Origin of the sequence: Cellulomonas carbonis (assembly GCF_014636275.1) — a bacterium.
GTDB classification, from domain to species: domain Bacteria; phylum Actinomycetota; class Actinomycetes; order Actinomycetales; family Cellulomonadaceae; genus Actinotalea; species Actinotalea carbonis.
Genome location: NZ_BMEB01000004.1, coordinates 96,807 through 120,196 on the forward strand (window position 1 = coordinate 96,807; position 23,390 = coordinate 120,196).

A 23,390-nucleotide genomic window follows, 5' to 3' on the forward strand; every position below is an offset into this window, starting at 1 on the left:
ATGGTCGGTGCCGGGCCCGAGGTCATCCCGAGGGGGGACCGGCCGGGCGCACCGGTCCGCCCACGGACCTCGGGTCAGGCCCCCGGACGGACGAGGCCGCTCTCGTACGCGACGACGACGGCCTGCACGCGGTCCCGCGCGCCGAGCTTCGCGAGGATGCGGCCGACGTGGGTCTTGACGGTCGCCTCGGCGACGAAGAGGTCCCGCCCGATCTCGGTGTTCGACCGCCCGCGCGCCATGAGCAGGAGCACCTCGCGCTCGCGGTCGGTGAGCTCGGCGACGCCCGGGTGCGGTGCGGCCGCGTCGTCGTCCGGGAGCGCCGTCACGAGGTGCTCCAGCAGGCGGCGGGTCGACGACGGCGCGATGACGGCGTCGCCGCGGTGCACGGTGCGGATCGCCGCGAGCATCTCCTCCGGCGGGGCGTCCTTGAGCAGGAACCCGCTCGCCCCGGCCTTGATCGCGGCGAGGACGTACTCGTCGAGGTCGAACGTCGTGAGGACGATGACGCGCGGCACGGCTCCGTCGGCGGGGCCTGCCGCCTGCCCGTCGTGGGCACCCGTGAGCCGCGCGGTCGCGGCGAGCCCGTCGAGCTGGGGCATGCGCACGTCCATGAGGACGACGTCGACAGGGACGACCGCGAGCCGGCGCAGCGCCTCGACCCCGTCGCCGGCCTCGACCACGACCTCGAGGTCCGGCTGGGAGTCGATGACCATCCGGAAGCCCGCCCGGACGAGCTGCTGGTCGTCGACGAGCGCGACGCGGACGGGGGCGCTCTCGAGGGGCGCGCTCTCGGAAGGCGTGGTCATGGGGTCTCCTCGCTCGTCGGGCCCGTGCCCGCGGTGGTCGTCGGGGCGCCCGCCGCGCCGACGGGGAGCGCCCGCGGTGCGCTGGTGGGCAGCGGGATCTCGGCCCGCACGCGGTAGCCGCCCCCGGGCCGGGGGCCGACCGCGAGCGTCCCGCCGAGCATCGCGGCGCGCTCACGCATGCCCAGCACGCCTTGCCCCGCGCCGTCGGAGGTCGCGGCGGCACCGCGCCCGTCGTCGGTGATCTCGACGGTGAGCGACGACGGGCGCCACTGCACGACGACGGTCACGGCGACGTCGGGGCCACCGTGCTTGAGGACGTTGGTGAGCGACTCCTGCGCGATGCGGAACACCGTGAGCCCGGTGCCCGGTGGCAGCGGCCGTGCGTCGCCGAGGCGCACGAGCGACGCGCGCACGCCGCTCGCACGGACCTGGTCGACGAGGGCCTGGAGGTCGTCGACCCCGGGCTGCGGCGAGAGCTGGGCGGTCGGAGCGGCCGGCGGGGGCAGGACTCCGGGCGTCGTCGGCGGCCCCGCCGGGCGGCCCGGGTCGTCGGCGCGCAGCACGCCGAGCAGCCGTCGCATGTCGCCGAGCGCAGCGCGGCCCGTCTCGCCGATGGTGGTCAGGGCCCGCTCTGCGGCGCCCGGGTCCTGCGCCGCGGCGTACCGGCCGCCGTCCGCCTGGGCGATCATCACCGAGAGCGAGTGGGCGACGATGTCGTGCATCTCGCGCGCGATGCGCGCCCGCTCCGCGGCGGTCGCGATGCGGCCCTGCTGGTCCCGCTCGACCTCGAGGCGCGCCGCGCGGTCCACGAGCGCGTCGATGGCCTCGCGGCGGGCGCGGCGCACGAGGCCGATCGCGAACACCGTGACCGCCATGAGCGACATCGCGATGCCGAACGCCGCCGACGACACCGGGTCGTCGAGGCCGCCGGCGCCCATGGCGGCGACGACGAAGACCGCGCACCCCAGGAACGTGCCGGTGATCGCGGTGCGGTAGGCCCACACGGGACCGTGCGCGGTGACGGAGTAGAGCGCGAGCAGCACGAGCAGGTCACCGGGCACGACGAGCAGCGAGCCCGCGAGCAGGTGCGCGAGCGCGGCCGCGAAGACGACCACGGCCGACGCCACGGGACGCACGCGCCGGAACGCCGTCGCGAACGCCATGACGGCCGCCGCGACGTAGGTGACCGCCGCGGGCGCGCCGGGCGCCTGGCTGTCGTAGCGCAGCACGTCGGTCGTCAGGGGGACGAGGAGCAGCGCGAGTCCGACCGCGGTGACGGAGTCCACGGCGAGCCGGTGGTCCGTGTCCCACGCGACGACCCGCTCCCACCAGCGCACGCGCCCAGCCTAGGGTGCGGTGACGGGCGACCCCGCTGTGGCAGCATGGGCGCCATGACCCACGTTCTCTTGGCGGAGGATGACCCTGCCATTGCCGAGCCCTTGGCACGCGCCCTGGGTCGGGAGGGCTACGACGTCGTCGTGCAAGGCACGGGTCAAGGAGCCATCGACGCGGCCCCCGGTGCCGACGTCGTGATCCTCGACCTCGGCCTGCCCGACATGGACGGCCTCGACGTCGCCCGGTGGATCCGCGGCCAGGGTCTGAGCACGCCGGTCCTCGTCCTCACGGCACGCGCGGACGAGGTGGACCTGGTCGTCGGGCTCGACGCGGGTGCCGACGACTACGTGACCAAGCCGTTCCGCCTCGCCGAGCTGCTCGCGCGCGTCCGTGCCCTGCTGCGGCGCACGCACCCCGACGGTGCGGACGGCGAGGAGCTCGTCGCGCAGGACGTCCGGATGGACCTCGCGGCGCACCGGGCGTTCCAGGGCGACCGCGAGCTGCACCTCACGGCCAAGGAGTTCGACCTGCTGCGCGCGCTGGTGCGCGAGGCGGGCTCGGTCGTGGCGCGCGACGCGCTCATGCGCCAGGTCTGGGACTCCGACCCGACGGGCTCGACCAAGACGCTCGACATGCACGTGTCGTGGCTGCGCCGCAAGCTCGGCGACGACGCGAACGCGCCGCGCTACATCTCGACCGTGCGGGGGATGGGCTTCCGCTTCGAGACCGGCACCGCCTGACCGGTCCGGTCCACCGGTCCCGTCCACCGGTCCCGTCGAGAAGGAGGACGAGTGCGCCGACGTGTGCTCCAGGCGACGGTCGCGGCCGTCACCCTCGCCGTCGTGCTGCTCGGCATCCCGCTCGCGTTCTTCAGCGCGCAGCTCGTGCGCGACGGCGAGCTGCGCGACCGCGACAACCGGGCCGCGGCACTCGCCCGGCAGGTGGAGACCCGCCTCTCGACCGAGCGGCCCATCACCGACGAGCTGCTCGAGTACTACGTCGGGGGCGACGACGGGAGCCTCGCGGCGTCCGTGTCGGTCGTGACGGCCGACGGCGAGCGGTTCCGTGCGGGCGAGCCGGTCGAGGGCCGCGCCTACCCGCAGGTCGTCCGGACCGACTCGGGTGCCGTCGTGCTCCTGTCGCTGTCCTACTGGGACGTGTTCTGGCGCACGGCCCGCGCGGTCGGCCTCGTCGTCGCCGCGTCCGTGGTCGCCGTCGCGGCCGGGGTCGCGGTCGCGCTCTGGCACGCCCGCCGGCTCGCCGCGCCGCTGGTGTACCTCGCGGCGAGCGCCGAGCAGCTCGGCTCGGGCCAGGTGCGGCCGCGCCTCGAGCCGTCCGGAATCGAGGAGATCGACCTCGTGGCGGCGGAGCTCGCGCGCAGCGCCGACCGCATGGCCGGCCGCCTCGCGGCCGAGCGTCAGTTCGCGTCGGACGCGTCGCACCAGCTCCGCACACCGCTCACGGCGCTGTCCATGCGGCTCGAGGAGATCAGCTCCGCGACCGAGAAGGACGAGGTCCGCGAGGAGGCCCGCATCTCCCTCGAGCAGGTGGAGCGCCTCGTCACGGTGGTCGACGACCTGCTCGCGCGCTCGCGCCGGGCCCAGGGCGGGACCACCGAGGCCGTGCACCTGCTCGACGTCGTGCGCCAGCAGCAGGAGGAGTGGGACCCGTCGTTCGCGGCGGCCGGGCGCCGGCTCGCGGTCGAGGTCGGCGACGACGTCGCCGTCCTCGCGACGCCCGGCGCGCTCGCCCAGGTGCTCGCGACGCTCATCGAGAACTCGCTCGTCCACGGCGGCGGCACGACGACGGTGCGCTCGCGTCCGTCGGGTACCGAGCGCGCCGTGGTCGTCGAGGTCACCGACGAGGGACCCGGGGTCCCCGACGAGCTCGCGCCGCGCATCTTCGAGCGCGAGGTGACGTCGGGCCGCGGCACGGGGCTCGGTCTGGCGCTCGCTCGCGACCTCGTCGCGGCCGACGGCGGCCGGCTCGAGCTCGCGCAGCGGCGCCCCCCGGTGTTCGCGGTGTTCCTGTCCGGCGTCCCGCGGACGCTCGACCCGAACGTCGTGCTCCCGCGGGGATCGCTCGTGTCGCAGCGCGGGCGGCGCGGCGGGCGGCGCCGACCCCGCCGCTGACGCCGTGCGCCGCCGCGCGCGGGACCCGATCCCGCCACGGACGGCGTCGGGGCCCCCGCCGACGCGTTGTTAGTCTCGGCGCTCGTGACGGCTCCGGTGGTGGCGGTGGTGGGCGGCGGACAGCTGGCCCGGATGATGAGCCCGGCGGCGACGGCCCTCGGGATCGGGCTTCGGGTCCTCGTCGAGCACGAGGGGACGTCGGCCGCGCAGGTCGTCGTCGACACCCCGGTGGGCGCCCCGGCCGAGGGGGTCGTCGACCTCGTGGCGGGCCCGCCCCAGGCGGCGGTCCTCACGTTCGAGCACGAGCACGTCCCGGCCGACGTGCTCGCCGAGGTCGCCGCGCGCGGCGTCCCCGTGCGGCCGTCGGCGGCCGCGCTCGTGCACGCGCAGGACAAGGTGGTCATGCGTCGGCGCCTCGGCGAGCTCGGCGTGCCCTGCCCGCGCTGGGCGGAGCTGCCCGACGCGGCCGCGCTCGACGCGTTCCTGGCGGGGTGCGGCGGCGAGGCGGTCGTCAAGACCGCGCGTGGCGGGTACGACGGCAAGGGCGTGCGCGTCGTCCGGTCCTCCGACGAGGTCGCGGACTGGTTCGCCGCCGCGGCCGACGGTGGGCCCGCGCTGCTCGCGGAGGAGAAGGTCCCGTTCGTGCGGGAGCTCGCGGTGCTGCTCGCGCGGCGCCCGTCGGGAGAGTGCGCGACGTGGCCCGTCGTGCAGACGGTGCAGCGCGACGGGGTGTGCGCCGAGGTGGTCGCACCAGCACCCGGCCTCGATCCCGACGTCGAGCGCGCCGCCGTCGACGCGGCGCTGCGGGTCGCCGAGGGGGTCGACGTCACCGGCGTGCTCGCGGTCGAGATGTTCGAGCTGCCGTCCGGTGCGCCCGCCCGCGTCGTCGTCAACGAGCTCGCGATGCGGCCGCACAACTCGGGGCACTGGACCATCGACGGCTCCGTCACGAGCCAGTTCGAGCAGCACCTGCGCGCGGTGCTCGACCTCCCGCTCGGCGCGACCGGGGCCCGGGCTCCGTGGACGGTCATGGCGAACGTGCTCGGGAGCGAGCACGGCGTCCTCACGGACGCGCTGCCCGACGTCGTCGCGCGTGACCCGGGTGCCAAGGTGCACCTGTACGGCAAGGAGGTCCGGCCGGGACGCAAGCTCGGGCACGTCACCGTCTACGGGGACGACCTGGACGACGTCCGGGAGCGCGCGGCCGTGGCCGCCGCGGCGCTGCAGGGCAGCACGGCGACGCGCGACGTGCGCGGCGCGGGCACGACGGGCGGCGCGGACGCGCCGGGCACGACGGGCGGCGCGGACGCGCCGGGGGAGTGAGGACGTGATGGATCAGCCCCTGGTGGGTGTCGTGATGGGCTCGGACTCCGACTGGCCCGTCATGGAGGCCGCGGCGCAGGCGCTCGACGAGTTCGCGGTGCCGTACGAGGTCGACGTCGTCTCTGCGCACCGGATGCCGGAGGACATGGTCGCGTACGGCCGTGGAGCGGCCGACCGGGGCCTGCGCGTGCTGGTCGCCGGCGCCGGCGGCGCCGCGCACCTGCCGGGCATGCTCGCGTCGCTCACGCCCCTGCCGGTCGTCGGCGTCCCGGTGCCGCTCGCGCACCTCGACGGCATGGACTCGCTCCTGTCGATCGTGCAGATGCCGGCGGGGGTCCCGGTCGCCACGGTGTCCGTCGGCGGCGCCCGGAACGCGGGCCTGCTCGCGGTGCGCATCCTCGCCGCGGCCGACGACGACCGGGGGGCGGCCCTGCGGTCCCGCATGGCCCAGTTCCAGGAGGGGCTCCGCGAGCAGGCCGTCGCCAAGGGCGAGCGGCTGCGGGCCAGGCGCGGGTCGACGACGGGCTTCACCGCCTGACCGAGGCGCCGCCTGACCGAGGCACCGCCTGACCGAGGCGCCGCCTGACCGAGGCACCGCTCGACCGAGGCACCGCTCGACCGAGGCACCGCCTGAGCGAGGGCTCCGCGTGACCTGCCCGGTGTCGCGCTGGTCCGTGCGGCGGCCCGAGCGGTCCGCGGGCGATCTCGGAGGACCGCGGTTATGGTCACGAAATGGTCACGACGCGTCCCGCGCCGCTCGCCGCAGCCCCTGCGGCGGAGCCTCGCACGCCTGCGCGCCCCCGCCTGCACGCGCTCGACGGCGTCCGCTTCCTCGCTGCCGCGGGCGTCGTCCTGTACCACTTCGTCGCCCGCTGGCACACCGGCTGGGGCGAGGCGCCGGGTGAGCGCTTCCCCGTCCTGGGCCACGTCGCGACGTACTTCGCGCTCGCCCCGGAGCTCTTCTTCGTCGTGAGCGGGTTCGTCATCCTGTGGACCGCATGGGGTCGCAGCGTGCCGCAGGTCGCCGCGTCGCGGCTCGCGCGCATCTACCCGGCCTACTGGACCGCTCTGGCCCTCACGAGCCTCCTCCTGCTCGTGCTGTGGCGCGACGGCAAGCAGGTCTCGTTGGGCGAGGTCGCGGTCAACGCGACCCTGCTCCAGGAGCTCGTGGGCGTCCGTCACGTCGACGGCGTCTACTGGACGCTGTGGGTCGAGCTGCGGTTCTACGCGCTCGTCCTGCTGCTCGTCGCGGTGGGCGTCACGCGCTCGCGGGTCCTGGCGTTCGCCGGGCTGTGGCCCGTCGCCGGCCTCGCCGCCGAGCTGTCCGGCGCGCACGTCCTGCAGGAGGTCCTCATCAGCCGGTACGCGCCCCTGTTCGCGGGCGGGATGCTCCTCTACCTGATCCACCGCGACGGCCACGCGCGGCTGCCCTGGGCGCTCGTCGGCCTCAACGTGGCGATCGCCCTGAGCACGATCGTCCCTGCGCAGATGGGCTCGCTGAGCCGGAACACCGTCTTCGAGCCCAACCCCTGGATCCTCGCGGCGCTGACGGTCGGCTGCTTCGCGACCGTCGCCGTCGTCGCGCTCACGCGCGTGTCCCAGGTCTCGTGGGCGCCGCTGGCAGCGCTCGGCGCGCTGACGTACCCGCTCTACCTCGTGCACGAGTACTGGGGCTGGTGGGCGATCGCGCAGCTCTCCGCGCACCTGCCCACGTACGTCACCCTCGGGGTCGCGGTCGTGCTGTCGGTCGCGCTCGCCGCGGCCCTGCACCACGCCGTCGAGCGGCACGCCGCCCCCTGGGCGCGGCGCCGGCTCGAGGAGCTGCTCGGCGCCCGGTCCGCGCCGCGCCGTCGGACCGTCGGGTTCCGTCCCCAGACCGCCTGACGACGGGGTTCAGCCCTCGGGGAGCCCGCCCACCGGGCCGGCCGGGAGCGAACCCTCACGCAGGCCCTCCCACAGCGCGGGGTTGCGCTCGTCGTCGAGGAGGACGGTCGAGCCGACGCCACCAGGCCGGTGGTCGAGGTCCGCGAGGTACGGCGTCCCGGTGATGCCGCCCGGGCCCGTCGCGCTGCGGAAGGCGAGCGCGAGACGACCCAGGTCGACGATCCCGGTGCCCGTGCTCGTCGTCAGAGCGTCCGTCCCGGCCCGTGCGAGCGAGACCTGCGCGGGGAGGTCGACGAGGACGCCGGGGTCCGCCAGCGACGAGCTGAGCGAGCTGATGAGCTGCTGCTGGCGTGCGCCGCGCCCGATGTCGCCCGTCGGGTCGGCGTACCGCATCCGGGCGAAGGCGAGCGCGGTCGCGCCGTCGACCGTGCGGCACCCGGGCTCGGGCCACACCAGGCCGCTCAGCGGCTCGTCCACCACCTGGTCGTAGCAGAGCTCGACGCCGCCGACCGCGTCGACCACGCCCTCGACACCGCCGAAGCCGACCTCGACGTAGTGGTCGACCTTGAGGCCGGTGAGCTGCTCGACGGTCTGCACGAGCAGCGGCGCGCCGCCCCACGAGTACGCGGCGTTCAGCTTGTTCGGGCCGTTGCCCGGGATCTCGACGTACGCGTCGCGCGGGAGGCTGATGAGCGCCGACGGTCCCGACGTGGCGTCGTGCAGGAGCATGATCGTGTCGGTCCGAGCACCCTCGGTGCCGTCCTCGGCGATCGCCCCGTCGCGCGAGTCGGACCCCGCGAGCAGGTACGTGACGCCCGGCGTGTCCGCCGCGTCCGTGAGCACGTCGACGTGCTCGAGGCGCGAGTCGGCCCACAGCGCGAGCCCGATCGGCCACGCCAGCACCAGCGCGAGGACGACGGCGCCGACCGCGAGCACGCGGCGGCGGCGCGACCCGCGCGGGCGGGTCGGGACCCGGCTGCCGGCCGGAGCGGGCGCCGCTGCGCGCGTCGCGGGCGGCGGGGTGGCGGGAGCGGGTCTGGCCGAGGCAGCCGGGCCGGCGGCGGCACCGGCGGCGGCGCCGGTGCGCGACGACGGCGCGATCGACGGGGGCGTGCCGGGCGAGCGTGTCGCGGGCGCCGACGCGCCGGCCGCACGGGTCGACGTGCCGGTCGCGCGCGGCGCGGCCGGGCGGCGGGGGGCCGCAGGACGGCCGTCCCCCACGACGATCGGTGAGCCGTCGGCGCGGGGCGCCCGAGGTGCCGCGCCGCGTGGCGCGAACGACGGCGGGGTCGACGCGCCCGGCGCGCCGGACGCGCCGGGAGCGGTCGTGGCGCCGCTGACGGGGCGGCGTCGGGGCACGCCGGGCGCGCCGTCGCGGGCGGCCGCAGGACGCACCGGGCCGCCGTCGCGGGCCCGGCTCGACGTCCGGCGAGGGGGCTCGCGGTCCTTGTCGTCGGTCACGTCAGCCGCAGACCGTCGTGACGTCGTCGGGCGTGATGGTGTCGACCGTGGGCTCCGTCGACGGGTCCGGCGTCGCACCGGTCCCGTCGGTGCCGGTGCCGCCGTCGGTCCCTGGCGGCCCCTCGGTGCCGTCCGTACCGTCCGTGCCCTCGGTCGGGGTCGGTCCGGCGGCGGGCGCCTGCGCGACGACGGGCTCGTCCGCCGCGATGCGCTCGAAGATCAGGTCGGCGTCGGAGGTCCACTCGACCTGGTTCTCGTCACCCGGCCAGGGCGTGAACGGAACCGTCATGAAGTGGATGTTGCCGCTCGGGACGCCCCGCAGGCTGTAGGCGAGCCCCGCGAGTGTCGTGATGTTGCCCGTCGCGGGGTCCGACGTGAGGGACCGGGTCGCGGCCGTGAGGAAGCGGTAGAGCGCGGGGAAGTCGGTCAGGAGGTTCTTGGAGAGCACCTCGTTGACGGTCGCCGCGAGGAGCTGCTGCTGGCGCTCGACGCGACCGGTGTCGGAGCCGTCACCGAGGCCGACGCCCTTGCGTGCGCGGGCCAGCGCGAGCGCGGTCGGCCCGTCGAGCACGTGCTGACCGGCTGTGATGTCGAGCCCCGCCTCGGCCGACCTCATGTCCGTCGGGATGCACATCGGGATGCCGCCGAGCGCGTCGACCATGCTGATGAAGCCCGCGAAGTCGACGACGACCCACCGGTCGATCGCGACGCCCGTGAGCGACTGGACGGTGCGGATGGTGCACGCTGCGGCGTCGGTCACCTCGCCGCTCTGGCCGCCGAGCGAGAAGGCCTCGTTGAACCGGGTGTCGCGCGCCCGCGTGGTCGACCCGTCGCCGCGCTCGCACTCGGGGATGTCGACGTGCGAGTCGCGCGGGATGGAGACGAGCTCGACGCGGTCCCGCTCCGCGGAGATGTGCACGAGGATCGTGGTGTCGGAGCGCATGCCCTCGACGTCGCCGCCGATCGTCGCGTTCTCGCCGTCGCGCACGTCGGAGCCCATGACGAGGAGGTTGATCGGCTGCCCGGCGTCGAGGTCGTCGGGGTTCGACGCGGCGCTGTCCTGCGGCCGGTCACCCGTCAGGTGGGAGATGTCCGCCGTCGAGATGTTGTTCTCGATGTTCACGTAGGCGGCGGCCAGCCCGGTCGCGCCGAACGAGAGGCCGGCGGTGGCGAGCAGGGCGACCGCGCGCGCGACCCGGTGGCTGCGCAGCCGGCGCGCGTGACGGACGGCGCGCGGGGCCGGGTCGGCGGCGTGGCGGGGACTCACGGGCCACAAGCATAGGAGCGGCGTCCGCGCATCTCGGGGGACACCTGCGGCCGGACCGTGGAGGATCCGTGGAGATCGCCGGTGGCGCCGCGGAACCGTCGCGGCGCCACCGGGGGCTCAGCGACCCAGCTGGGCGTACTTGGCCTCGGTCGCGTCCTTCTGCGGCCGCCACCACGCCTCGTTCGCGCGGTACCAGTCGATGGTGGCGGCGAGGCCGTCGCGGAAGCCGCGGTACCGCGGCTCCCAGCCGAGCTCGTCGCGCAGGCGCGTCGCGTCGATCGCGTAGCGCATGTCGTGGCCGGGCCGGTCGTTGACGTGGTCGTACGCGTCGGCGGGCTGTCCCATGAGCTCGAGGATGAGCTCCACGACGTCCTTGTTGTTCATCTCGCCATCGGCCCCGATGAGGTAGGTCTCACCGATCCGACCGCGGTCGACGATCGCCCACACCGCCGAGTTGTGGTCCTCGACGTGGATCCAGTCGCGCACGTTCTCGCCCGTGCCGTAGAGCTTGGGCCGCACGCCGTCGATCACGTTGGTGATCTGGCGCGGGATGAACTTCTCGACGTGCTGGTACGGACCGTAGTTGTTCGAGCAGTTCGAGATCGTCGCCTGGACCCCGAACGAGCGGACCCACGCGCGGACCAGCAGGTCGCTCGCGGCCTTGGTCGAGGAGTACGGGCTCGACGGGTTGTACGGCGTCTCGGGCGTGAACTTGGCCGGGTCGTCGAGCTCGAGGTCCCCGTAGACCTCGTCGGTCGAGATGTGGTGGTACCGGCGCTCGTGCCGGCGCACGGCCTCGAGCAGCGTGTAGGTCCCGACGACGTTGGTCTGGACGAACGGCCACGGGTTCGACAGCGAGTTGTCGTTGTGCGACTCGGCCGCGAAGTGCACGACGACGTCCGCGTCCGCGACCAGGCGGTCGACGAGCTCGGCGTCCGCCACGTCGCCCTCGACGAGCCGCACGCGGTCGGCGACGGGCGCGAGGCTCGCCCGGTCGCCCGCGTAGGTCAGGGCGTCGAGCACCGTGACCTCGACCTCGGGGCGCTCGCGCACGGTCTGGTGGACGAAGTTGGAGCCGATGAACCCGGCTCCGCCGGTCACGAGCAGGCGCACGGTGCGGGCCTCCTGGGAAGTGGGGACTGATGCGCCGAGCGTAGCGACCACGCCCTGCGGCGAATGCGGACGTTCCGGGCATCGGCCCGCCGAAGGTTCATCTTCGGCCCCCGACGGTCGACACTGTCGACGTCCCACCTCCTGCTCCGAGGGATCCTCATGGCTCCGCGCGTCCTCGTCCCGCTCCTCGTCGCCGTCACGACTGCGGTGGCCGTGGCCCCCGCGGCAGGCGCCGCGCCGTCCCCGGCGCCCACCACCCCGGCACCCGCGACCAGCACGGCGACGGACCCCGCGGCACAGGCCCCGGGCGGCACCGTGGCGCCTGCCGCGGACGCGGCGGACCACCTCCCCGACGGCACCGTCGTCGAGGAGGTCCCGGTCACCGTCGCGCCCGCCGCGTCGTCGGACGCCGGCGCCGAGCAGGTCGCTCCGCTGCGCCTGCAGGACGTCCCCGACGAGGGTGTGGTCGCCGACGACGTCGCCGACGGTCGCGTGCTGACCGGGCCGGTCGCGCTCGACGGCGTGCAGACCGTCGGGGTGACGTGGGACGCGGGCGGCGTCGACCCCGCCGACGTCCGGCTGCGGACCCTCACCGACGGCGCGTGGTCGGACTGGGAGCCGGTCCCGCTCGCGGACGACGCGCCCGACCGGGGCACGGCCGACGCCGAGCGCGCCGTGCGCGCCGGCACCGACCCCGTGTGGGTCGGCGACGACGCCGAGGCCGTCGAGGTCTCGCTGCCGGCGGACGCGCCCGCCCCGGACGGCATGGCGCTCGTCCTGGTCGGGTCGCCCGAGGTCGACACCACCCCGGTCGCGGCCACCGGGACCGCGGACGCCGACCTGGCCGCGCTCGCGGAGGCGGGTCTGCCCGCGCGCCGCGTCATCAGCCGCGCCGAGTGGGGTGCGCCCGCCCAGGTCTGCACGCCGAGCGTCGCGTCGACGGTCACGCACGTCGTCCTGCACCACACCGCCGGGTCGAACGCCTACGCGACGGTGGGCCAGGCGATGCAGCAGCTGCGCAACGACGCCCTCTTCCACATCAACGGCCGGGGTTGGTGCGACCTCGGCTACAACTTCGTCGTCGACAAGTGGGGCAACGTCTACGAGGGGCGCGCGGGCAGCGCGCAGGCCGCCGTGGTCGGCGTCCACGCGGGCGGGTTCAACACGAGCAGCGTCGGCATCTCGATGCTCGGCACCTACACGACGACGACGCCCTCGCCCGCCGTCGAGGACGCGGTCGCGTGGGTCGCCGCGTCGCGGCTGCGCGCCTACCACCGCGACCCCGCGGGGACGGTGACGATCACGACCGCGGGCGGGCAGAACTCGTCCGTGCCGCCGGGAACGACGATCACGCTGCCCCGGATCTTCGGTCACCGTGACGTCGCGTACACCGCGTGCCCCGGGGTGGGGGGCTACTCGACGCTCCCGGGCGTCCGTGCGCGGGCCCGCGAGTACGTGACGCCGTCGTTCGTCGACGCGGGGGTCACGGCCTCGAGCGTGCGCGTCGGTGGTCAGCTGACCGTCCGGGCGCGCGTCCTGGGCGCCGTACCGTGGCGCGTCGAGATCCGCGACGCGCGCACGAACGTGCTCGTCGGCGGGGGGAGCGGCACGGCCGGTCACGGCGGGACCGCGTCGCTGACGTGGAACGCCGACGACACGACCCGGACGTCGGTCGGCCCCGGGACCTACCGCGTGACCCTCTCGTCCTCCGACTCGCGCGTCCTCCCGTGGCACACCACGGTCGAGGTCACCGGGAGCCTGCCGGCCCCGCCGAGCGTCGCCCCGGTCGCGCTCACGGGCGACCTGCGGTTCGTCCCCATCACCCCCGCGCGCGTCCTCGACACGCGCCCCGGCGCGAAGTCGCTCGGCGAGGCCGGGCGCGTCGACGTCGTCGTCGCGGGCGTCAAGGGGGTCCCGTCGTCGGCGCGCGCCGTCGCGCTCAACGTCACCGCCGTGAGCCCCTCGCGGACGACCTTCGTGCAGGCGTGGCCCGCCGGCGGCCGACCGCCGACGGCCTCGGTCCTCAACGCGGACGCCGGCCGCTCGGCAGCCGCCTCGGGCGTCGTCGTCGGCGTCGGCGGGGAGGGCAAGGTGAGCCTGCTGAACAACGCGGGCAGCACGCACCTCGTCGTCGACGTCACGGGGTACTACACGACCGCGGGCTCGGGCGGCTTCGAGCCGCTCGCCGAGGCCGCCCGCGTGCTCGACTCGCGGACCGGCGGCGGCGCGGCCATGACGAACGGCGTGCGGCGCACGGTCAAGGTCGCCGGGACGCGCGGCGTCCCCGCCGACGCGACGGCCGTCGTCGTCAACGCGACCTCGGTCGTCTCGCGCGGCAACGGGTACGTCGCGGTCGTGCCGTCCGGCGCGTCGGTCACGGCGACCTCCACGGTCAACCACCTGCCGGGTGCGGACGTCGCGAACCGGACGACGGTCGCGCTCGCCCGCGGGTCGCTCGACGTCGCGGTCGTCGGCGCGGACGCCCACGTCGTCCTCGACGTCGTCGGGTGGTTCGGCCCGGGCGGCGACGGCCGGTTCACCCCCGTCCAGCCCGTGCGGGCCTTCGACACGCGCGTGAGCGGTCCGGCCGTCGGGGCCGGGCAGACCCGGACGCTGCCGGTCCGGTCGCCGGCGGTGCTGCCGGAGCGTGCGCGGACCGCCGTGATGACGCTCACCGCGACCCGCCAGACCTCGGGTGCGACGTACGTCACCGCATGGCCCACGGGCTCGGCGCGGCCGGCGACGTCCGACATGAACACCGGGCGGCGCGACCAGGCCAACCTCGTCGTGGTCCCGCTCGGCCGGGACGGTGCGGTCGACCTGTACAACGACCAGGGGTCGACGCACCTCGTGGGGGACGTCTACGGCTGGTTCGACTGAGGTCGACCGCCGGCGGCGACCGGCCGCGGGCCAGGGCCCGCTCCTCGGGGGCCCGGCGCGCGGCCGGTCGCGAGCGCCCGCTGGGTATGCTGACGCGGCCTGCCCACCACCGATTGCGAGCGCGATGTCCCAGTACGACACGACCCTCGACCCCTCGGTGTCCAACAACAGCCACGTCCAGCTCCTCGACCTCGTCGGCGGCAACAAGACCGTGCTGGACGTCGGCTGCGCGACGGGCTACCTCGGTGCCGAGCTGGTCGCGCGCGGGTGCGTCGTGGACGGCGTGGAGTACGACGCCGACGCGGCCGCGACGGCGGCGAAGGCGCTCCGGCACGTCGTCGTCGGGGACCTGACGACGCTCGACCTCGACGCCGAGCTCGAGGGGCGCCGGTACGACGTCATCGTGTGCGGCGACATCCTCGAGCACCTCGCGGACCCCGCACCGGTGCTGCGCCGCCTAGTCGGCCTGCTGGCCCCGGGTGGGTCCGTCGTGATCTCGATGCCCAACGTCTCGCACGGGTCCGTCCGGCTCGCGCTGCTCCAGGGTCGGTGGGAGTACCAGGAGCTCGGGCTCCTCGACCGGACCCACATCCGCTTCTTCACGCGGCGCACGCTGCTGGAGCTGCTGCGCGGCGCAGGCCTGGCAGCCGCGGAGGTGCGCACCACGACCAAGGACCCCCTCGCGTCCGAGGTCGAGGTCGACGGCGCGGCCCTCCCGACCGGTGTCGTGGACTGGGTCCGCGGTCAGCCCGACGCCCTGACGTACCAGTTCCTCGTCCGGGCCGTCCCGGACGACTCGGTCGCGGCGGTCGACGCCGTCCGTGCGCGTGCCGAGGAGCTCGCGCAGCAGCTCGCCGAGGAGCGCGGCCGCGCCGTCCGGCTCGAGGCCGACCTCGCGCGCGCCCGGGCCGACCTCGACGCGGTGCGCTCGACGCGGTCCATGCGGCTGCTCGCCGCCCCGCGGGCCGTCTACGGCCGGCTCCTGCGTGCGCGGGGAGGCGCGCGTTGATCGAGCTCGTCCGCGAGCTGCGGCGCTCGCCGGAGCTCCTCGCCAACCTCACGCGCCGCGAGGTCAAGGGCAAGTACAAGCGCACCGCGCTGGGTCAGCTCTGGTCGCTCGCGAACCCGATCGCGGCGATGCTCATCTACTCCGCCGTCTTCGGGATCATCCTGCAGGTCCCCGTGCCCGAGGGTGACCCGAGCGGACTGCACTCGTTCCCCGTCTTCCTGCTGTGCGGCCTGCTGCCCTGGTCGTTCTTCATCGGCGTCGTGAACGGCGGCATGGGGGCGCTCGTCGGCAACGAGAACCTCATCAAGAAGGTCTGGTTCCCTCGCAGCGTGCTCATCGTGGCGACGACGCTCTCGACCATGTTCACGTGGTCGATCGAGATGCTCGTCCTCGCGGTCGTGCTCGTCGTCCTCGGCGCGCAGGTGTGGGTCTACCTCCCGCTCGTCGTGCTCGTGATGGCGCTGCTCGCGCTGTTCGCGACCGGTGTCGCGATGGTCTTCGCGATCGCGAACGTCTACTTCCGCGACGTGACGCACCTGTCGTCGATCCTGTTCCAGGCGTGGTTCTACCTGACGCCCGTGCTGTACCCGGTATCGATCGTCGCGGAGCAGTCGGACCGGATCGGTCCGCTGCCGGGCGGCATCACGGTGCTCGACGTCTACCGGCTCAACCCGATGGAGCGGTTCATGGAGGTCTTCCGGAACCTGCTGTACGACAACCGGCTGCCCGACCTCGGGTCGGTGCTCTACTGCGTCGGCTGGACGGCCGTCGCGCTGGTCGTCGGCGCGTGGGTCTTCCAGCGGCACCAGGGCAAGCTCGCGGAGCTGCTGTGAGCGACGCAGCCATCACGGTCGACGGCGTCTCCAAGCGCTTCCGCATCTACCACGAGCGCAACCAGTCGCTGAAGGCCGCCGTCATGCGCCGACGGCGGTCCGTGCACGAGGACTTCTGGGCCCTGCGCGACGTCGGCTTCGAGATCCCGCAGCAGTCGACGTTCGCCCTGATCGGCGACAACGGCTCGGGCAAGTCGACCCTGCTCAAGTGCATCGCGAAGATCCTCACGCCCGACGCCGGGACGATCACGCGCCGCGGACGGATGGCCGCGCTGCTGGAGGTCGGCTCGGGCTTCCACCCCGAGCTCTCGGGCCGGGACAACGTCTACCTCAACGGGTCGATCCTGGGGATGACCAAGCAGGAGATCGACTCCAAGTTCGACAGCATCGTCGGGTTCTCGGGCGTCGAGCAGTTCATCGACCAGCCCGTGAAGAACTACTCGTCGGGCATGTACGTGCGGCTCGGGTTCTCGGTCGCGATCCACGTCGACCCCGAGATCCTCCTCGTCGACGAGGTCCTCGCGGTGGGTGACGCCGCGTTCCAGGAGAAGTGCGCCGAGAAGTTCTCCGAGTTCCGGCGCGAGGGCCGCACGGTCGTCGTCGTGAGCCACTCGGTGCCGACGCTGCGGACCATGTGCGACCAGGTCGCGTGGTTGTCGCACGGCGAGCTCGTCGAGACGGGCGAGGCCAACGCGGTCCTCGAGCGGTACCAGGACGCGAGCCGGACCGACGTGCGCACCGACGAGCGCGGCCGGGTGCACTGGGGCAGCGGCGAAGCCGTCGTCGACGACGTCGAGCTCGTGAGCGACGGGCGGCGCGTGGACACCGTGCGGACGGGCGAGGAGCTGACGATCCGCATCCACTACACCGCGCGGCAGCGCATCGAGCGGCCTGTGTTCGGCCTCGCGATGGAGTCGCACGACGGCGTGTACCTGTGGGCGAACAACACCAAGGACCTCCACTTCGAGGTCGACCAGATCGAGGGCACCGGCGTCGTCGAGTGCCGCATCCCGCGGCTCATGCTCCAGCCCGGGTCGTTCCACGTCATGGCCTCCGTCGTCGACCAGTCGACGCTGCACGTCTTCGACTACCTGCGCGAGGGCGCGCGGCTCGGCGTCGTCACCGGCGTCCCGGTGGAGTCTGGCGGCTACCTCGCGCTGGACGGGCGGTGGTCGCGGTGACCGGGGCCCCCGGGGACGCGGCCGGCTCCGTGGCACCGGCCCCCGGCGCCGACGCCTCCGCGGCCACGACGCGCCGCCGGGTGCTCGTCGTCACGCTCGACACCATCGCGGACCGGATGGCCGGGCCGGCGATCCGGGCGTGGGAGATCTCGCGCGCGCTCGCGCCCGAGCACGACGTGCGGCTCGTGACGTTCGGCCGGTGCACGCGTCAGGGCGAGGGCTTCGAGGCGCGGCACATCGGTGTGGGCGACTTCCGCAGCGAGGTGGACGCGTCGGACGTCGTCGTCGTGCAGGGCTTCGTGTTCAACGCGTTCGACTGGCTGCAGACGGTCGAGCAGGTCCTCGTCGTCGACCTGTACGACCCCTTCCAGCTCGAGACGCTCGAGGTCGACCGGTACAAGCCGACCGACGAGCGGCACCGCGCGCTCGCGTTCGCCCTCGGCGAGCTGTCGCTCCAGGTCCGGCGCGGCGACCTGTTCCTGTGCGCGTCGCGCCGCCAGCGGGACCTGTGGATCGGCCATCTCGCCGCGGCCGGACGCATCAACCCCGAGACCTACGACGCCGACCCGTCGCTCGCGTCGCTCATCACGATCGTCCCCTTCGGCACCTCGGCCGAGCCGCCCCGGCAGGAGCGCCGCGCCGTCAAGGGCGTGACCGCGGGGATCGCCGAGACGGACAAGGTCGTCCTGTGGGGCGGCGGCGTCTACAACTGGTTCGACCCGCTGACGCTCGTGCACGCGGTCGACCGGGTGCGGCGCACCGTGCCGGAGGTGCGCCTGTACTTCCTCGGCATGAAGCACCCCAACCCCGACGTGCCCGAGATGGCGGTCGCCACGCGCACGCGCGCGCTGTCGGACGAGCTCGGCCTGACGGGCCGGCACGTGTTCTTCAACGAGGACTGGGTCGCGTACGAGCGCCGCGCCGACCACCTGCTCGACGCCGACGTCGGCGTGAGCTGCCACTTCCCGCACGTCGAGACCGAGTTCTCGTTCCGCACGCGCATCCTCGACTACCTGTGGACCGGCCTGCCGATCGTGACGACCGCAGGCGACAGCTTCGCGGAGCTCGTCGCGGCGCGCGGTCTCGGCCGGGTCGTGCCGCCCGAGGACGCCGACGCGCTCGCCGACGCCCTCGAGGAGCTCCTCGTCGACCGTGACGGCGCCGCGACCGCCGCACGCGACGCGGTCCGCGAGGTCGCGCCCGAGTTCACGTGGCCCGTGGTCCTCGCGCCGCTCGTCGAGTTCTGCCGTACGCCGCGACGCGCCGCCGACGCCGCGCGGATCGCCGCCGAGCGGGAGGCGGCCGCGAGCGGCTCCGTCACGCCGCGCCCGGGCGTGCGCGCGCTCGCCGCGGCCGCCCGGCGCGACGCCGGGGCCGCGGTGCGTCACCTGCGCGCCGGTGGCGTGCGCCAGGTCGTCGCCAAGGTGCGCTGGCGCCTCGCCCGTCGGCGCTGAGGTTCGTCCGGGCAGGTCACCCGGGCGGACCCAGGTCCGCCGGTCTGGCCCCGGCCTCCGCGCCCTCGTGGCGGCCGGCGGCCCGTCCGGCGTGACCGGACCGACCGTCAGCGCACCGAGCGGTGGTTCACGTACGGGTCGTGCGCCGCGAGCGCGAGCGTGCGCTCGACGAGGTACGCGCGCTCCCACGGGCGGACGTCCGCGACGCGCGTCGCGGACTCGTGGTGGTGCAGCGTCGCGAAGGGCGTGCAGACGACCCGAAGGCCCGTCGCGCCGACCTTGTGGCAGAAGTCGACGTCGTTGAACGCCATCGGCAGCTCCGGGCTGAACCCGCCGACCTCGACGTAGAGGTCGCGACGCGTCAGCAGGCAGGCACCCGTGACGACGAGGAAGTCCATGTCGACGACGCGCGCGCCGAAGTTGCCCGTGTCGTCCGGGGCGCCGCGGAACGCGTGGACGGGCAGCCAGCTGTCGTCGTGCACGATGCCGACGTGCTGGATGCTGCGGTCCTCGAACAGCAGCTTCGCGCCCACGACGCCGACGGTCGGGTCCTGCGCGACGGACACCATGCGCTCGAGCCACCGCGGCTCGAGGACCTCGGTGTCGTCGTTGAGCAGCAGCACGAGCTCGCCGCGCGCGGCGCGGACGCCCTCGTTGACCGAGTGCGAGAACGAGAACTCACCCGTGACGGGTGCGACGACGAGCCGGTCGCCGACGACCTCCCGCGCGATCTCGACGACGGAGTCCGGGGTGCCCTCGCTCGGGACGAGCACGAGCTCCCAGCTGCCGTAGGTCGTCCGGTCGACGAGGGACCGCAGGCAGGTCTCGACCAGCAGCGTCGACTCGCCGCGGACCTCGCGCACCCCGCCGCCGGTCGGCACGACGACCGACACGAGCGGGGGCGGGTCGGGCAGCGCGCGCCAGACGCGGAGGAACCCGTCCGGGTGGGCGACCTCGACGGTCGCGTCGATCCCGAGGCGCTCGTAGCGCCGCTCGACCGCACGACGCCCGGCCTCGACCGTGGCCGGGTCGGCGGGGGGAGGGGCTGCGCGGGTGACGCCGACGACCGGGACGTGCTCGATCACGGCCGCGCGCTCCGTCGCACGCAGGTGGAGGTCCCACTCCTCCGCGCCCGCCGTCTCGGGGCCGAAGGCGCCCTCGGCGAGCGGTCGGCGGACGAGGCACAACCGGCCCAGGTAGTCCCAGCCCTCGAGGTAGGAGGGCACCCAGTCGGGCTTGGTCTGGATGCCGTCGATCCCGGCGGCCGCCCACTGGTCGTCGGTGTAGAGCACGTCGACGGCCGGTCGGGCGGACAGGTACTCGACGAGCGCGGGCAGCACCCCCGGCTCGACCTCGTCGCCCTGCCCGAGGACCCCGACCCACGTCGCACCGGTCGCGTCGAGCCCTGCGGCGAGGACGGCGTGCGCGGGGCCGTCCCACGCCGCGTCGGTCCACGTGACGGAGCGTGCGGCCCGCGTGACGGCGGCACGGTCCGCGGGCGTCAGGCCGCCCCCGGCGACGACCGCGCGCCACGGACCCCTGCCCTGCCGCTGCAGCGACGCGAGCGTCCGCCCGAGCGCGGCGAGGTCGGCACCCGGCCGGACCAGGACGGCGACGGTCTGCGTCATCGTCCGCCGACGCCGGCGCGCACGACGCGCACGGCGCGTCCGGCGACCGAGCGCGCCTTGCGCAGCGCGCGGCGCGGGAGGGGGCCACGGGCTGCGCGAGGGTCGGCCAGGCGGGCCTCGAGCGCCGTGATCCGGGCCTCGCGCTCACCGAGCGCCAGGGACTGCTCGTGCAGGAGGCGCGACCGCACCGCGACCGCCTCGCGCAGCACCGCGAGCTCGGCCGTGAGAGCCGTGAGGCGCCGCTCGAGGACCTCGGCCTCGGTGGTCCGGGCGACGTCGGCCATGCGCTCGTGGCCTGCGCGGTCACGCTCGGCGAGGGTCGTGTGCCAGGGGGCGCCGGTCTCGACGCTGAGGGGGTCCGACGGCATGCCGACGAGGGTAGAGCATGCGTCGATCATGCGGACCCCGCCCCTAGACTTCACCCGATGCGCATCGTCCACGTCTCGGCCCACTACCCGCCGAACCTCGTCAGCGGGGGGACCCTCGTCCCGCAGCGGGTCGCACGCGAGCTGGTGCGCCGCGGGCACGAGGTCCACGTGTACGCGGGACACCTCGACCCCGAGCGCGAACCGCTGGAGACCTGGGACGAGGTCGACGAGGAGGGCGTCCGCGTCCGCTGGGTCGTCACGACGCCCTGGACGGCGTGGTCGGACCCGCGCAACAGCCTCAACCCCGACGTGACGCAGGACTTCGAGCAGTGGCTCGGCGAGGTGCGGCCCGACGTCGTGCACGTGCACTCGCTGCAGACCCTCGGCGCGGGTCTCGTCGCGGCCGCGCGGCGCTCGGGTGCGGCCGTCGTCGTGACCATGCACGACTTCTGGTGGACGTGCGCGCGGCAGTTCCTCGTCGCGCCCGACATGACGCCGTGCTCGCTCGTCGTCGACTGCGGCGACTGCCCGTGCGCGGCGAGCCACGACTGGCTCGAGGCGCGCAACGCGCGGCTGCGGCCGCTGCTCGACGAGGCGCACGTCGTGCTCGCGCCGTCCCGCAGCGCGGCTCGGGTCATGGCGGCCAACGGCGTCGACGCGCGCCGGCTGCGCGTCGACGAGAACGGGCTCCCGCCCGACGAGCTCGCGGTCGACGCGGGGGTCGCGGCCGACGGTGAGCGGGCCCCGGGCGCGCCGGCCGACCGGGCCGACGTCGCGAGCGGGCCGCTGCGCCTCATGTTCGCGGGCGGCACGGACCCCATGAAGGGCCTCGACGTGCTCCTCGAGGCCGTCCGGGCGCTGCCCGACGACGGCTCGTGGCAGCTCGACGCCTACGGGGTCCAGGACCGTCCCGTCCCGCGCGGGGTCCGCGCGCTCCCGCCGTACGGCCGGCACGAGCTCGCGTCGGTGCTGGCCCAGCACGACGTGCTCGTGCTGCCCTCCGTCATGCGCGAGTCGCACTCCATCCTCACGCGGGAGGCGCTCGCGGCGGGGCTCGCCGTCGTCTGCACGGACACGCTCGGGCCCGAGGAGGCCGTGCACCACGGGGTCAACGGGCTCGTCGTCCCCGCCGCGGACCCGGACGCCCTCGGTGACGCCCTCGGCCGCCTCGCCGCGGACCGTGCCCTCACCGCGCGGCTGCGCCAGGGCGGCCTCGTGGCGCCGATCCGGTCGCTGACGGACCAGGTCGACGGTCTGGAGGACCTGTACGGCGAGGTCGTCGCCGGGCTCACCGGACCCGCCGAGGTCACCGTGACGGACGACGCGACGCTCGAGGCCGAGGAGGCCCTCCTGCAGCGCGTCCTCGTCGTCGTCGGGATCCAGGGTGCGGCGCTGCGGTACCGCGCGCACCTGCCCGCCGAGGCCCTGCGCCTGCACGGCGTCCGGGCGGTCGTGCGTCACTACCGCGACCCCGAGCTGCCCGAGCTCGCCGCGCGCGCGGACGCCGTCGTGCTGTACCGCGTGCCCGCGACGCGCCAGGTCGCCGACCTCGTCGCGGCGATCCGCGCGCGACCGCGCGCCGTGCCGGTCGTCTTCGACATCGACGACCTGATCTTCGACCCGGGCCTGCGGGGCCAGGTGCACGGGCTGCACGTCCTCTCGGAGGACGAGGAGGCCCTGTGGTGGCGCGGCGTCGCGCGCTACCGGACGACCATGGAGATGTGCGACGCGTACATCGGCAGCACCGAGGCGCTGTGCGAGCACGCGACGACGGTCACGGGGCTGCCGTCGTTCCGGTTCCCCAACGGTGCGGGACGGGACCTCGCGCGGCTGAGCGAGGAGGCGATGCGCGCGCCCCGCGAGGACGGCCCGCCGCGCATCGGCTACTTCAGCGGGACCAACACGCACGACGCCGACTGGGCGGTCGTCGAGCCCGCCGTCGTGCGCGTCCTCGCCGAGCGCCCCGACGTCGAGCTCTGGCTGGGCGGCATGCTCACGACGGGTCCCGCGCTCGAGCCGTACGCCGACCGGGTCCGGCGCCTGCCGATGCTGCCGTGGACGGAGCTGCCCGCGCGGCTGCGCCAGGTCGACGTCAACCTCGCGCCGCTCGTCCTCGACAACCGGTTCAACGAGGCCAAGTCGGCGATCAAGTGGCTCGAGGCGGCGCTCGTCGGCACGCCGACCGTCGCGTCGCCGACGCAGCCCTTCCGCGAGGCGATCACCGACGGCGAGACCGGTGTGCTCGCGGCGACCGAGGACGAGTGGGCCGAGGGCATCGGCCGCCTGCTCGACGACGCGCTCCTGCGCCGTCGGACGGGGAGCCTCGCACGGCGCGAGGCCCTGCTGCGCTGGGGCCCCCACACCCAGGGTGCGGTGTACCTCGACGCGCTGCGGCGCGCGGCCGCCGTCCGCCGGGACGTCGGCCCACGACGCCCGACGGGCTGGGAGCCGGTGCTCGACGACGAGCCGTTCGACGCCGCCGAGGCGTGGGTCGACCCATACCCCCTCCCGCGCCGCACGACGGCAGCATGGCGGTCCGCCGTCGTCGCGACGGCCCCCGGGCGCAAGGCCGCGGCGGCCTACCGCGTGCTGAGGACCGCGGGTCCGGGTGCCGTGGCGCGCAAGACGCTCCAGGTGGCACGCCGCTCGACCGCGCGCTGAACGCTGCCGCTCGGTCCGGGTGACCGGCCGACGACGGCGGCGCGGCGGGTCGGCC

General features: G+C 75.0%; 18 protein-coding genes. 11 read left to right on the forward strand and 7 right to left on the reverse strand.

Annotated elements, in window-relative coordinates:
- Positions 1–74 precede the first annotated feature (74 nt).
- A complete protein-coding gene (locus tag IEV86_RS12825) occupies positions 75–806 on the reverse strand; it encodes a response regulator (RefSeq protein ID WP_043607605.1) in 732 nt (243 codons plus the stop codon).
- On the reverse strand, positions 803–2,143 hold the full coding sequence (locus IEV86_RS12830; RefSeq protein ID WP_043607607.1) for a sensor histidine kinase: 1,341 nt from the start codon (positions 2,141–2,143) through the stop codon (positions 803–805). The genes IEV86_RS12825 and IEV86_RS12830 overlap by 4 nt, the downstream gene beginning before the upstream one ends.
- Before the next feature lie 54 nt (positions 2,144–2,197).
- Here IEV86_RS12830 and IEV86_RS12835 point away from each other — a divergent pair, with 54 nt between their 5' ends.
- From IEV86_RS12835 to IEV86_RS12855, 5 genes are all read left to right on the forward strand, one after another.
- The gene (locus IEV86_RS12835; protein WP_043607618.1) at positions 2,198–2,881 is read left to right on the forward strand and encodes a response regulator transcription factor; all 684 of its coding nucleotides are present in this window, start codon (positions 2,198–2,200) and stop codon (positions 2,879–2,881) included.
- A gap of 51 nt (positions 2,882–2,932) precedes the next feature.
- Entirely contained in the window at positions 2,933–4,273 is a 1,341-nt protein-coding gene (locus IEV86_RS12840; protein WP_043607608.1) for a sensor histidine kinase, read from the forward strand.
- A gap of 84 nt (positions 4,274–4,357) precedes the next feature.
- The gene (locus IEV86_RS12845) at positions 4,358–5,596 is read left to right on the forward strand and encodes a 5-(carboxyamino)imidazole ribonucleotide synthase (protein ID WP_081978795.1); all 1,239 of its coding nucleotides are present in this window, start codon (positions 4,358–4,360) and stop codon (positions 5,594–5,596) included.
- Positions 5,597–5,603: 7 nt separating this feature from the next.
- Entirely contained in the window at positions 5,604–6,134 is a 531-nt protein-coding gene (gene purE / locus IEV86_RS12850; RefSeq protein ID WP_043607609.1) for a 5-(carboxyamino)imidazole ribonucleotide mutase, read from the forward strand.
- A gap of 194 nt (positions 6,135–6,328) precedes the next feature.
- Positions 6,329–7,480 (forward strand): acyltransferase family protein, encoded by a 1,152-nt coding sequence (locus IEV86_RS12855; RefSeq protein WP_052426309.1) that lies wholly within the window; start codon positions 6,329–6,331, stop codon positions 7,478–7,480.
- 9 nt (positions 7,481–7,489) lie between these two features.
- Here IEV86_RS12855 and IEV86_RS12860 read toward each other — a convergent pair whose 3' ends face one another.
- The 3 genes from IEV86_RS12860 to rfbB form a co-directional block, all read right to left on the reverse strand.
- A complete protein-coding gene (locus tag IEV86_RS12860) occupies positions 7,490–8,416 on the reverse strand; it encodes an LCP family protein (protein WP_052426310.1) in 927 nt (308 codons plus the stop codon).
- Positions 8,417–8,942: 526 nt separating this feature from the next.
- Entirely contained in the window at positions 8,943–10,208 is a 1,266-nt protein-coding gene (locus tag IEV86_RS12865) for an LCP family protein (protein WP_052426494.1), read from the reverse strand.
- Between the two features lie 117 nt (positions 10,209–10,325).
- Positions 10,326–11,321: a dTDP-glucose 4,6-dehydratase gene (gene rfbB, locus IEV86_RS12870; protein WP_043609169.1), complete on the reverse strand. Its 996-nt coding sequence runs from the start codon at positions 11,319–11,321 to the stop codon at positions 10,326–10,328.
- A 159-nt stretch (positions 11,322–11,480) separates the two neighbouring features.
- Between rfbB and IEV86_RS12875 the strand changes: the two genes are divergently transcribed.
- The 5 genes from IEV86_RS12875 to IEV86_RS12895 all read left to right on the forward strand — a co-directional run bounded on the left by IEV86_RS12875 (position 11,481) and on the right by IEV86_RS12895 (position 18,678).
- The gene (locus IEV86_RS12875) at positions 11,481–14,201 is read left to right on the forward strand and encodes an N-acetylmuramoyl-L-alanine amidase (RefSeq protein WP_052426493.1); all 2,721 of its coding nucleotides are present in this window, start codon (positions 11,481–11,483) and stop codon (positions 14,199–14,201) included.
- Positions 14,202–14,325: 124 nt separating this feature from the next.
- Complete coding sequence (locus IEV86_RS12880) at positions 14,326–15,210, forward strand: class I SAM-dependent methyltransferase (protein ID WP_052426492.1); 885 nt, start codon at positions 14,326–14,328, stop codon at positions 15,208–15,210.
- The gene (locus tag IEV86_RS12885; RefSeq protein ID WP_229734640.1) at positions 15,207–16,043 is read left to right on the forward strand and encodes an ABC transporter permease; all 837 of its coding nucleotides are present in this window, start codon (positions 15,207–15,209) and stop codon (positions 16,041–16,043) included. Before IEV86_RS12880 ends, IEV86_RS12885 begins: the two co-directional genes overlap by 4 nt.
- Positions 16,040–17,224, forward strand: coding sequence for an ABC transporter ATP-binding protein (locus IEV86_RS12890; protein ID WP_043609167.1), 1,185 nt, complete (start codon positions 16,040–16,042; stop codon positions 17,222–17,224). Before IEV86_RS12885 ends, IEV86_RS12890 begins: the two co-directional genes overlap by 4 nt.
- The gene (locus IEV86_RS12895) at positions 17,221–18,678 is read left to right on the forward strand and encodes a glycosyltransferase family 4 protein (RefSeq protein ID WP_229734641.1); all 1,458 of its coding nucleotides are present in this window, start codon (positions 17,221–17,223) and stop codon (positions 18,676–18,678) included. The genes IEV86_RS12890 and IEV86_RS12895 overlap by 4 nt, the downstream gene beginning before the upstream one ends.
- A gap of 107 nt (positions 18,679–18,785) precedes the next feature.
- Here IEV86_RS12895 and IEV86_RS12900 read toward each other — a convergent pair whose 3' ends face one another.
- Positions 18,786–20,306: a glycosyltransferase gene (locus tag IEV86_RS12900; protein WP_052426481.1), complete on the reverse strand. Its 1,521-nt coding sequence runs from the start codon at positions 20,304–20,306 to the stop codon at positions 18,786–18,788.
- The gene (locus tag IEV86_RS12905) at positions 20,303–20,674 is read right to left on the reverse strand and encodes a hypothetical protein (RefSeq protein ID WP_043609033.1); all 372 of its coding nucleotides are present in this window, start codon (positions 20,672–20,674) and stop codon (positions 20,303–20,305) included. The genes IEV86_RS12900 and IEV86_RS12905 overlap by 4 nt, the downstream gene beginning before the upstream one ends.
- A 57-nt stretch (positions 20,675–20,731) precedes the next feature.
- Between IEV86_RS12905 and IEV86_RS12910 the strand changes: the two genes are divergently transcribed.
- A complete protein-coding gene (locus tag IEV86_RS12910) occupies positions 20,732–23,335 on the forward strand; it encodes a glycosyltransferase (RefSeq protein ID WP_043609036.1) in 2,604 nt (867 codons plus the stop codon).
- The last annotated feature ends 55 nt before the right edge of the window (positions 23,336–23,390 follow it).